General features: G+C 38.6%; 9 protein-coding genes. 5 read left to right on the top strand and 4 right to left on the bottom strand.

What is annotated here, in order from left to right:
• The 4 genes from prpC to putP all read left to right on the top strand — a co-directional run.
• On the top strand, positions 1–1097 hold a 1097-nt coding region (gene prpC / locus BZK14_RS09970), incomplete at its 5' end, for a bifunctional 2-methylcitrate synthase/citrate synthase (protein ID WP_077926353.1).
• Positions 1098–1139: 42 nt separating this feature from the next.
• Positions 1140–2567 (top strand): bifunctional 2-methylcitrate dehydratase/aconitate hydratase, encoded by a 1428-nt coding sequence (locus BZK14_RS09965; protein WP_077926352.1) that lies wholly within the window; start codon positions 1140–1142, stop codon positions 2565–2567.
• 223 nt (positions 2568–2790) lie between these two features.
• Positions 2791–5946: a bifunctional proline dehydrogenase/L-glutamate gamma-semialdehyde dehydrogenase PutA gene (gene putA / locus BZK14_RS09960; protein WP_077926351.1), complete on the top strand. Its 3156-nt coding sequence runs from the start codon at positions 2791–2793 to the stop codon at positions 5944–5946.
• 11 nt (positions 5947–5957) lie between these two features.
• Positions 5958–7556 (top strand): sodium/proline symporter PutP, encoded by a 1599-nt coding sequence (gene putP / locus BZK14_RS09955; protein ID WP_077926350.1) that lies wholly within the window; start codon positions 5958–5960, stop codon positions 7554–7556.
• 119 nt (positions 7557–7675) lie between these two features.
• Here the strand turns inward: putP and BZK14_RS09950 are convergent, their stop codons facing one another.
• From BZK14_RS09950 to BZK14_RS09935, 4 genes are read right to left on the bottom strand one after another with little or no spacing between them, the layout of a single operon-like run.
• A complete protein-coding gene (locus BZK14_RS09950; RefSeq protein WP_077926349.1) occupies positions 7676–9010 on the bottom strand; it encodes a CoA-disulfide reductase in 1335 nt (444 codons plus the stop codon).
• Positions 9011–9041: 31 nt separating this feature from the next.
• Positions 9042–10469, bottom strand: a complete 1428-nt coding sequence (locus tag BZK14_RS09945) for an L-cystine transporter (protein WP_077926348.1) — start codon at positions 10467–10469, stop codon at positions 9042–9044.
• Positions 10470–10502: 33 nt separating this feature from the next.
• Entirely contained in the window at positions 10503–11177 is a 675-nt protein-coding gene (locus BZK14_RS09940; RefSeq protein ID WP_077926347.1) for an MBL fold metallo-hydrolase, read from the bottom strand.
• A gap of 10 nt (positions 11178–11187) precedes the next feature.
• On the bottom strand, positions 11188–12033 hold the full coding sequence (locus tag BZK14_RS09935) for a sulfite exporter TauE/SafE family protein (RefSeq protein WP_077926346.1): 846 nt from the start codon (positions 12031–12033) through the stop codon (positions 11188–11190).
• A 225-nt stretch (positions 12034–12258) separates the two neighbouring features.
• On the opposite strand from BZK14_RS09935, the gene BZK14_RS09930 reads away from it, so the two are divergent.
• On the top strand, positions 12259–12558 hold a 300-nt coding region (locus BZK14_RS09930), incomplete at its 3' end, for a DMT family transporter (RefSeq protein ID WP_077926345.1).

Genomic DNA, 12558 nt, shown 5'->3' with positions numbered 1-12558 from the left:
GCATGATCGCAGGATCAACAGGGCTTTGCACAGTAGGCTTGAATGGCAATGAATTGCACTATCGCGGATACGATATCTTAGATTTGGCAGAACATTGTGAATTTGAAGAAGTTGCTCATTTATTGATTCATGGAAAATTACCAACGCAGAATGAGTTGAATTTATATAAGAAAAAGCTCAAAACTTTGCGCGGTTTGCCAAAAAGCGTGCAAAAAGCATTGGAAACATTGCCAGCTTCTGCTCATCCGATGGATGTTTTAAGAACGGGTGTTTCTTTAATGGGCTGTATTTTGCCTGAGAAAGAGGGGCAAGATTGTGCTGGTGCGAGAGATATCGCAGATCGTTTAATGGCATCTTTGGGATCAATGTTGGTTTATTGGTATCAATATAGCCACAATGGTGTGCGCATTGAATTAGAAACAGATGAAGATTCTTTAGGCGGTCATTTCTTACATTTATTGCATGGCCATGCACCTTCGTATGAATATGTGCGCGCAATGCATGTTTCATTGATTTTGTATGCAGAGCATGAATTCAACGCATCAACATTCACAAGTCGTGTCATTGCAGGAACAGGTTCAGATATGTATTCCTGTATTTCTGGTGCAATTGGTGCTTTGCGCGGTCCAAAACATGGCGGTGCAAATGAGGTGTCATTTGAGATTCAGCAACGTTATAACTCGCCTGATGAAGCAGAAGAGGATATCAAACGCCGTGTGGCAAATAAAGAGATCATTATTGGCTTTGGTCATCCTGTTTATACCGTGGCAGATCCGCGTAACGTTGTAATTAAAAAAGTTGCTCATGATTTATCAATGGATGCAGGTTCGTTGAAAATGTACAACATTGCTGAACGTTTAGAAGATTTGATGATGCGTGAAAAGAATATGTTTCCAAATTTAGATTGGTATTCAGCAGTTTCCTATCACATGATGGGCGTGCCAACCGCAATGTTTACACCATTATTCGCAATTGCACGGACATCTGGCTGGGCCGCACATGCAATTGAGCAAAGAAAAGATAACAAAATTATTCGACCATCGGCTGAGTACACAGGTCCTGAGCCAATGGAATTTGTTTTCATCAACGAACGTTAATCATTAACGGATCAATCACTTGTTTATTTTAAGGAAAAAGCAATGCAAAAATTTGATCAAGTAATACAGGACATCGTATCTTATGTAACCGCTTATGAAATTAAGTCAGATTTGGCTTATCAAACAGCGCATTACTGTTTATTAGATACTTTGGGTTGTGGTTTAGAGGCACTAGATTATCCTGCGTGTACTAAATTAATGGGCCCAATCGTTCCAGGCACAACTGTACCAAACGGTGCAAAAGTACCTGGTACTCAGTTTCAGTTAGATCCTGTACAAGCTGCATTTAATATTGGTGCGATGATTCGTTGGTTGGACTTCAATGATACATGGTTGGCGGCAGAATGGGGTCATCCATCAGATAACTTAGGCGGTATCTTGGCTGTGGCAGATTGGTTGTCACGCGTTGCAATTGCGAATGGTAAAAAGCCATTGACGATGAAAGCTGTATTAACAGGCATGATCAAAGCGCACGAAATCCAAGGCTGTATCGCTTTAGAAAATTCATTCAACAAAGTTGGTTTGGATCACGTAATTTTAGTTAAAGTGGCTTCAACAGCAGTAGTTGCTGAAATGCTAGGTTTAACAGAAGCTGAAACTTTAAATGCTGTGTCATTGGCGTGGGTGGATGGTCAATCACTTCGTACTTATCGCCATGCACCGAATACAGGTTCAAGAAAATCTTGGGCGGCAGGTGATGCAACGTCACGCGCAGTGCGTTTAGCATTGATGGCTCAGAAAGGTGAAATGGGTTATCCATCAGCTTTAACAGCTAAAACGTGGGGTTTCTATGACGTATCTTTCAAAGGTCAAGAGTTCAAATTCCAACGCCCTTATGGCAGCTATGTGATGGAAAATGTTTTATTCAAGATCTCTTTCCCTGCAGAATTCCACTCACAAACAGCAGTAGAAGCAGCAATGACTTTGAAAGGTGTGTTGGATAGTAAAGGTAAAACTTTTGAAGATATCGAGAAAGTTACAATCCGTACGCATGAAGCTTGTATCCGCATCATTGATAAGAAAGGCCCATTGAATAACCCAGCGGATCGTGATCACTGTATTCAATATATGGTTGCAGTACCTTTGATTTATGGGCGTTTAACAGCTGCGGATTATGAAGATAATATCGCAAGCAACCCAGCGATTGATGCATTGCGTGAAAAAATGGAATGTGTTGAAGATCCTCAGTTCACAGCAGATTATCATGATCCTGAAAAACGCTCGATTGCAAACGCATTAACAGTGACATTAAAAGATGGCACAGTGTTAGACGAAGTTGTGGTTGAGTATCCAATCGGACATAAACGTCGTAGAGCAGATGGTATTCCATTATTGATCGAGAAGTTCAAGATCAATTTGGCTCGTCGTTTCCCAGAAAAACAACAAAATACAATTCTCAATGCTTCATTGGATTTGAAAACAATCAGCGATATTCCTGTGAATGAATATGTAGATATGTATGTCATCTAGTTTCCCACAATAATAATATAGCAATCCCACTTTGCCCACAGATGTTGATGTGGGCTTTTTTATTTTTGTGGTAAATTTATGATTGGATAATAAAAATAAATTTATTTTCAAAAAAATAATAACTTTATCAAAGACACCTTGCGGCAAATTTATTTATGTTTCATGATGTAGTTACATTCATACTACATAAAAACATGAATTTAGAATGATCATTGGAGGAAAGATGTACGACTTACAGCGCATTATGCTTGAAAATGGCTTGAATCAATTAAATTCAAAAGAGTTCTTCAGCGAAATCGGGCAGGTATATTTAAAATCTGAAAAAGATTGTATCTCAATATTGAAGCCAGTCATTGAACCAACGCCAGAAGTAGTCGAAAAGATTCATACAAAAACTTACACATTAGTGGAATCTATTCGTCAACAACCAGATATAGAAAGTTCTTTAGATGCATTATTGCGTGAATATAATCTATCCTCAAAAGAGGGGCTTGTGCTTATGTGCTTAGCGGAAGCTTTTTTGAGAATTCCAGATAAGAAAAGTGCAGATGCATTAATTCGCGATAAAATTGTGGGCGTTAATTGGGAAACACATAAAGGTAAAAGTAATAAGCAGTTAGTGAATTTTGCCACTTGGGGCTTGATGCTCACCAATAATATTGTGGATGTGAATGAAGCCAGTGGAATTTTCAAAAAAATGGTGAACTCAATGAGTGAACCAATGATTCGTCAGGCGGTATATTTTGCAATGCAAGTTATGGGTAAACAGTTTGTATTGGGTGAAAATATGACTGAAGCCTTGAAAAATGGCATGAAGCAGCGTGAGCAAGGTTATACTTTTACTTTCGATATGCTGGGTGAAGCGGCGATGACGCAACAAGATGCGGAGCGTTATTTTGAGGATTATATGAATGCGCTTCGTGCAGTTGGCCAAGAAAAATCCCTACCTAATAGCCCTAAGCCATCGTTATCTATCAAATTATCTGCACTGCATCAACGATATCATGTTTCTCAAAAACATTTGGTGATGACGGAGCTTTTTGAGCGCGTTAAAGCATTAGCTTTATTGGGTAAAGAATTAGATGTTGAAATTAGTATAGATGCGGAAGAAGCTGATCGCTTAGAATTATCATTGGAATTATTTGAAAAGCTCGTTCGTGTGCCAGAAATTGGTGAATGGGGTGGATTGGGTTTAGTCATTCAAGGTTATGCTAAACATGCAATGCCATCATTAATTTGGGTAACATTGCTAGGAAAAGAGTTAGGCGTTCAAATTCCTGTGCGTCTAGTTAAAGGTGCTTATTGGGATACAGAAATTAAAGATTCACAAATTCGCGGTTTAAATAATTTTCCAGTCTTCACACGCAAAGAAAATACAGATGTTTCTTATTTAGCCTGTGCAAGTTTTATGTTGAGTCAAGCGAAAGGTATAATTCGTCCACAATTTGCAACGCACAATGCGCAAACAGTGATGACAATTTTAGAAATCAGCCAAAAATATCAAAATGATCAGTTTGAATTCCAAAGATTGCACGGCATGGGTGAAGCTTTATATAACGAAGTGATTCGTCAATATGGTAAAAGTGTTCGCATTTATGCGCCTGTAGGCTTACATAATGATTTATTACCATATTTAGTGCGTCGTTTACTAGAAAATGGTGCCAATTCATCTTTTGTACATCAATTGGTAGATCCAACTGTTCCAATTAATGATTTGATTCAACATCCAGTATTAACTGTGAATCAGAATCCACTCATCGAGAATCCTTTGATTGCATTGTCTGATCAATTATATGGTGATCGAAAAAATTCCCGTGGTTTAAATATGAACTTTACCAGTACATGGAAGCCTTTTGAGATTGCATATGACAATGAATTAAAACGTGAATGGCGAGCAGCGCCTATGATCAATGGTGAAGTATTAACAGATGGTTATAGCGATTATGATGCATTTGCACCGTTTGATTTAAGCCGAAAGATTGGTCGAGTTCTAGAAGCATCGGATATACAAGCTGAATTAGCTCTCGATGCTGTTGAGAAATCATGGCCAGCTTGGAATGCAACACCTGTTGAAAAGCGCGCTGAAGTTTTAGAAAAAATGGCTGATTTATTAGAAGAAAATCGTATTGAATTGATAGCACTTTGCACAATGGAAGCTGGGAAAACGATTCAAGATGGCGTGGATGAAATCCGTGAAGCTGCTGATTTCTGTCGTTATTATGCTTTAGAAGCTCGCCGTTATGGTGAAGTGAAAGAGCTCAAAGGCCCTGTAGGTGAACGCAATATTTATTATCATGAAGGTAAAGGTATTTTTGTTTGTATTAGCCCATGGAACTTCCCCTTAGCCATTTATTTGGGGCAAATTGTGGCGGCATTAGTTTCTGGTAATACAGTGATTGCAAAACCTGCTGAGGCGACACCAATGATTGCTTATAGAGTTTTAGAGTTACTATTTGAAGCCGGTTTACCCAAAGAAGTGATTGCATTTTTACCTGGTTCAGGTAAACGCTTGGGTGACATTTTGACCATAGATAATCGTGTCGCAGGTGTATGTTTTACAGGTTCTACACAAACCGCCAAAGCAATTAATATGAATTTAGCTAGCCGAGATGGTGCAATTGCTACATTAATTGCAGAAACAGGTGGGCAGAATGTGATGTTCGCTGATTCTACAGCATTGCCAGAGCAAGTTGTGCGTGATGCGTTGCAATCAGCTTTTGTGAGTGCAGGGCAGCGTTGTTCTGCATTACGTGTACTGTATTTGCAAGAAGAGATAGCCGATCGTATTGTTGAATTATTAAAAGGTGCTTTAGCAGATTATGTTGTAGGTTTGCCGTATAATCGCGCAACTGATGTAACCTGTGTGATTGATCAACGAGCAAAAGATAGCTTAATGGCACATATTGAATCACTTAAGGCACAAAATAAATTAGTCGCTCAAGCAACGTTAGATTCCGAGTTACAAGGTTATTTTGTCGCGCCAACAGTGTTTGAAATTGATTCTATTCAAACATTAACAAAAGAACATTTTGGGCCAATATTGCACATTGTGCGTTATCAACGAGATGATTTGTTGAAGTGTATCGAAGAGGTGAATCAAACAGGTTTTGGTTTAACAATGGGCATTCATACACGCAATGATCACTTGATTGATTTTATAGAAAAACATGCACGTGTGGGTAACTATTATGTGAATCGAAATCAAGTAGGTGCTGTGGTGGGATTACAGCCCTTTGGTGGTAGAGGTTTATCAGGAACTGGACCCAAAGCAGGTGGGCCATTATATTTATCAAGATTTATGAATGAGCGTTCGACATCTATTAATACAGCAGCCATTGGCGGTGATGCAGCATTGATTGGATTGTCAGCAGAACTTTAATAGGAGGATTTATGGGTAGTTTACAGCCCTTACATATAACATTTTTTATCTATATTATTGCCATGATTGGCATTGGCTTTTATGCCTATAGCTCTACACAAAATTTATCTGATTATATTTTAGGTGGTCGCCGTTTAGGTAGTTTGGTGACAGCCCTCTCTGCTGGTGCATCAGATATGAGTGGTTGGTTATTGATGGGTTTACCTGGGGCAATTTTGATTTCGGGTATTTCAGGTTCATGGATCGCGATTGGTTTAACTGTTGGTGCATATTTAAACTGGCTCTTTGTGGCAGGTCGCTTACGCATGTTCACAGAGAAAACAGGTGATGCATTAACATTACCGGATTTCTTCCATTCTCGTTTTGAAGATAAAACACGTTTATTAAAGATCTTTGCAGCGATCATTATTCTATTTTTCTTCGTGATTTATTGTGCTTCGGGTGTTGTGGCAAGTGCGCGTTTGTTTGAAAGTACTTTTGGTATGACATACGAAACAGCATTATGGGTTGGTGCATTTGCAACGATTGCTTATGTATTTATTGGTGGATTCTTAGCCGTAAGCTGGACAGATACTGTACAAGCAACATTGATGATCTTTGCATTATTGTTAGTACCAACAGTTGTAATTTTAAAAGTGGGTGATTTGGGTAGCTTTGATATTGCGTCAAGCATTGAATTGGTGCGTGCGAACAGTCCATCACATTTGAACTTTACGTATGGTTTATCATGGATTGCCATCATTTCATTGATGGCTTGGGGTTTGGGTTATTGTGGCCAACCTCATATTTTAGTGCGCTTTATGGCGGCTGATTCAGTGAAAACGATCCCAAATGCACGTCGTATTTCCATCACTTGGATGGCATTATGTTTAGCGGGTGCGGTTGCTGTTGGTTTCTTTGGTTATGCGTATTTCTTACAATATCCTGAGCATGGTTTGAGTGTGATGGGTGGTGCTGATCCTGCAACAGGCGCTGTGATTAAAGGTAAGGCTGAAACTGTATTCATGGAATTAGCAAAAGTACTGTTGAATCCTTGGGTTGCGGGCATTGTTTTATCTGGTGTTTTAGCAGCAGTCATGAGTACATTGAGCTGTCAATTATTGGTTGCTTCAAGTGCTTTGACAGAAGATTTATATAAAGGTTTTTTACGCAAAGATGCAAAAGAACAAGAATTGGTTTGGATTGGCCGTTTGATGGTGTTTGCAGTTGCAGCGTTATCCATCTACATTGCACATGATCCTGAAAGTAAAGTGTTGGATTTAGTATCTTATGCGTGGGCGGGCTTCGGCGCTGCATTTGGCCCGATTGTTATTTTTTCAATTTTCTGGCGTAGAACAACTCGTAATGGTGCATTGCTCGGTATGATCACAGGTGCATTAACGGTAATCATCTTCCCGAAAATCAAAGAGTGGTTAGCAACAAGCAATGGTGTTGAAGTGGATCAAATCTTATCTTCTATGCCTTTGTTGGGCTTATATGAAATCATTCCAGGCTTCGTTTTAGCATGTGTTGTGATCTTTGTTGTGAGTTTGATGGGTAAGCCAACATCTTCAATGATTGCTAACTTTGATAAAACTTCTGAAGATTATGTGAAAGCAATGAAATCATAATACGATTTCACGACCTTTCTCCCGTAGGGAGCAAGGTTAATGTTAGGTTGAGATCGGAGATAAAAGAAAGGCTGATGAATTTCATCAGCCTTTTTTATTACTTAAAAATTAGAAGTAACTTATTTCGCGATACTGCCTGCAATATTTAAAGCATCCCAAACGCGTGCAAATGGCGGAGCATAGGCAAAGTCTAAGAATGCTAAATCTTCTGTCGTTAAGCCAGTCATAATGCCAACAGATAACGCATGCATGCGATGAACTGCACCCCCATTTTTACCAAATACTTGTGCGCCTAAAATGGCTTTAGTATCTGCATGGTAAATGAGCTTAATCGTGAGTTGTGCTTGTCCTTTGCAGTAATTTGCATGGTTTTTATCATTCAAAAGAATAGATTTATAAGGGATTCCTGCTTCTTTCACTTCTTTTTCTGATAAACCTGTACGGCCTGCTTCCACTGATAATAATTTCACAGCGGCAGAGTTTAAAACACCTTTGAATGCTTTATCACCGCCCACAATATTGTCACCAATAATACGACCAAGTTTGTTCGCGCCTGTTGCTAATGGAGAATAAATATCACGTTTGAGTTGAGCATGCCAAACAGTTGCACAATCACCCGCTGAGAAGATATTTTTTAATGATGTACGACCATGATCATCCACACGAATGGCACCATTGGGTAACATATCTAAACCAATGTCACTGATGAACTGGGTGTTGGGGCGAACACCGGTGCAAAGGATCACCATATCCGTAGGATAGCTACCTTTATCCGTTGTTACGCCTGCAACTTTATCTTCACCTGTGATGGTTTCGATGGATTCGTTCAAATGTAGATCAATGTTGTTGTATTGTTCTAATTCAGCTTTTAATAAGTCTGAAATTTCAGGCTCAAAAGCTTCAGGCATGATGCGATCTAAGCGTTCAAATAAGCGTACTTGCTTGCCTAAATGTGTTAACGCTTCCACCAATTCCAATCCAATGAAGCCAGAACCTACGACAGTGATGTTTTTGAATGTATCATCCTGTAATAATTTCTTCAGTATCAAGCCATCTTCCATGGTTTTCAGCGTGAACACATTATCTTTTTCTGTACCCTTAACAGGTGGAATGATCGCTGATCCTCCTGTTGCAATCATGAGCTTGTCATAATGATCACTGAAAGTATCCCCTTCATTTTCTATAATGACAATCTGTTCATCAGGATTGACAGCTAAAACAGTATGGTGCGTTTTGACTGTAATTCCTTTCTGAGCAAAATCTTCAGGTTTTAATTCAGACATATAGTTGGGGTCATCGAATTCACCTGACACAAAGTAGGGTAATCCACAGGCACCAAAAGATGTAATATTACTAGCTTCATATACAATGATTTCAGCTTCTGGGTTAACACGTTTTGCCTTTGCTGCAACGCTCATTCCCGCTGCTTCTGCACCGATAATGATGATCTTCATATGACCTCCTTATCTTAAAATTAAATTAAACTTAGTTAAGTTCATTAGTGGATGAATCTGAATCTAATTGTATTTGTTCTTGGCTATTAAAGACAGTTGCATCTAATTCACCCATAATTCGAGCTGTAACTGTACCCGCAGTGACAGAGCCAGATACGTTTAATGCAGTACGTCCCATATCGATTAATGGTTCAATTGCAATTAATAAACCTGCCAATGCAACAGGGTAATCCATTGCAGATAGTACGATTAATGCAGCAAATGTTGCGCCGCCACCGACACCAGCAACGCCGAAAGAACTAATTGCAATGATGATTAATAAAGGTAGGATAAAGCTTAAAGACCAAGGATCAACCCCCATTGTGGGAGCGATCATGAACGCTAGCATTGCGGGATAGATACCGCCACAACCATTTTGGCCAATGGTCGCACCAAAGGATGCTGCAAAGTTAGCAACACCATCGGAAATACCTAAACCTTGAGTTTGTGTGCGAATATTGAAAGGGATAGATGCGGCACTACTTCTAGATGTGAATGCAAAAATTAATAAAGGAATAATTTTTTTCACAAATTGAATTGGGCTTAAGCCTGTTGCAGTAATGATTAACAAATGGACTATAAACATAGAAATCAAGGCAACATAAGATGCAGCAACAAATGTAATTAATTTCGCGATCTCTGCAAACTCAGAAACAGCTACCATTTTTGCCATTAATGCAGCTACACCATAAGGGGTTAAACGTAATACAATAGTGACTAAGCGCATAACGATTGCTTGAGCAACTTGCATAAAGTGTTCAAATGATGCAAATAGTTCAGGCTTTTTCTTCGCAATTCCCATCGCAGAAATGCCGATAAAAATAGAGAAAATTACAACAGCAATGGTAGAGGTGCTGCGTAATCCTGCAATATCTTGGAATGGATTTTCTGGAATAAATGCAATGATCATATTAGGTAAAGAAAATTCACCCATATGGTGATTTGTTTCTAACAGAGCTTCTCCACGAGCAATTTCCGCTGCGCCTGCAGTCATACCCTCTGCACTTAATCCAAATAAGTGAGCAACCACAATACCAATTAATGCAGCAATGACAGTTGTTCCAACTAATGTACCTATAGATAAGGCACTAATTTTACCAATAGAATCAGCACCTTTTAATTTGATGATAGCAGAAATCAAAGATACCATAATGAGTGGCATAATGATCATTTTTAACAGTTTGACATAGCCTGTACCCACAATATCTGTATAAGCAATGGTATGTTTTAAAATAGTTGCACTTTCAGGCGTTGCGGTGTTATATAAAAAATGTAAGACTAAACCAAATAAGATACCTAATCCAAGTGCTGTAAATACTCGTTTAGCAAAAGAGTAGTATTTTTTTTGCATCCAGTACAATACAGATAGTATTGCGACGAATATGGCGAGATTGAGTATGGTAGGAAGAGTAGTACTCATGGTGTTTTCCTTATAAGTTATGGAATTTTTTCATTAATTGCTCATTCTATAATCGACAAATTCATGACGATTGGCTCTTTTTAAGTATGGATTTGTTTTAATTTGTGATTCTAATGTTGCAGTATCGCTAGGACCATAAGCATGCCCTGTATGTAATGTGACGTGATGCGGTACTGTTTTCACAATTTTAGTTAATGATTCAAATAATTCATTGGGGCTAGAGCCAGGTAAATCTGCGCGGCCACAGCCATCAATAAAAATGGTGTCACCTGTGATCATATCGTCTGTGAGTAAAAAGCAAACAGAACCAGAGCTATGTCCAGGGGTATGGATAATTTTTGCTGTCGTTTCGCCTAACTGTAATATATCGCCGTCTTTGAAGCCTTGGATATCGTTAGGTAAAGGTAAAAAGACTTTACTATTAATGGCTTCAGGTACATTGTTGATGAAATCAATTTCAATCTGGGATGCGTACACTGGTACATTATAAATAGTCCGTAAAGCATCTAAAGCATTGGTATGATCGTGATGCCCGTGGGTTAGCCAAATGGCTTCAAGCGTTACACCTAATTTTTGTAGGCGTTGGGCGATATAATCTGCATCCCATGCAGGATCAAAGACAACAGCTTTTTGGCTCGCTTCATCTACTAAAATATGGCTAAAATTTTGGTAAGGGCCGAAAAGTTCGGTGTGAATACTGTAAGACATAAAATTTTCCTTAATGTGACATTGATGAGTGATCTATAGGTTCATTCATCTGATGTTCATGGTTAGCGTTAGTATCAATATTGTGGGAGTTGTGGTCAATAGTCAATTTTTGTAAAGAATGATCTATATCAGACTTGTGCTCGGTTGCGCTGTGGTCCATTTCAACATGGTTCATCATGCTGTGATCCATGCCTTGACTGAGCCCTAAATCCTTTATCAGCATGGGGATTAAATACATAAGCGTCATGGCTAAAATGAGTATGCCAGAAACAATACGTAATTTCGGATGTGTCAGAAATTTGCCCGCATAATTCCCAAAAATGGACAGAGAAACCATGACGGCAAATGTGCCCAATCCAAAACCAAACATAATCAATGGAGCCTGAATAAAGCTCGTGGCACTTAAGCTAATAGCAAAAGCTGCATAAACCATGCCGCAAGGAAATAATCCCCACACCATACCTGCACAATAAGCACGAAGTTTAGTATTGATAGGAAAAAATCTTTGAGAGAGTTTTGTAATAGGTTTTGTAAAATTCTTAAGGGGTTTCTCCACAAAGGCTAAAAATTTTGGAAAGCCGAAAAATTGTAATGCCACAAAGAGCATTAAAATACCTGCAAGATAGCGTAATATTAGTTGTATAGGTTTAAGGTCATTCATCGCGATGCTTAATATGGCTGCAATAATGCCTAATAAGGAATAAGTTGTGATTCTCCCTAAATTGTACAGAAATGCAGCGGTTACTCGATGTGTTTGGGTATTCATCCCTAAAATACCAACTACAGGACCACACATTGATATGCAGTGCCCCGACCCATATAAGCCGAGTAAAAAAGCTGTAATGATGAGTTCCATGAAAAGAGTGCTCCACTGATTGAATAAGTATCAATATTACAATAGATATTAAAACAAAGGCTGAGACTTTAATAGTGCAGTTAAAATTAATTGACTATGATTTATTTAGGCAATTGAATCAGTTATATAAAGTATGACAAGCGCAAGAAATCTTATGATAAGTCAACACAATTATGTATTTAATGTTAGAATGCCCCTTTTTTATATTAGAATATTACGTAAAGAATGCCTGCAAAACTATTACTCGCAGGTGCTATAATCTTTGAAGCACTTGGAATTGTTATGATGAAAGAAGCTCATGGCCTAACGGTTTGGTGGGCGGTTGTTCTTATGACAGTGTTTTTTGGGATCTCTTTCACTTGTTTTACTTTCTGTTTACGTAAAATGGAAGTGGCAGTGACGTATGCCATTTGGTCTGCTTCAGGAGCAATCCTTATATTTTTAATAGGATTCTTTTTTTATAAAGAAGCAATTACTATCCCCATTGCAATTTGCCTAGCATTGATTATTCTAGGCGTATTAATA

The organism is Wohlfahrtiimonas larvae (assembly GCF_002006755.1).
GTDB classification, from domain to species: Bacteria; Pseudomonadota; Gammaproteobacteria; order Cardiobacteriales; family Wohlfahrtiimonadaceae; genus Wohlfahrtiimonas; species Wohlfahrtiimonas larvae.
Note: the sequence above shows the minus strand (reverse complement) of the source record. Positions and strands in the feature narration are given on the sequence as shown.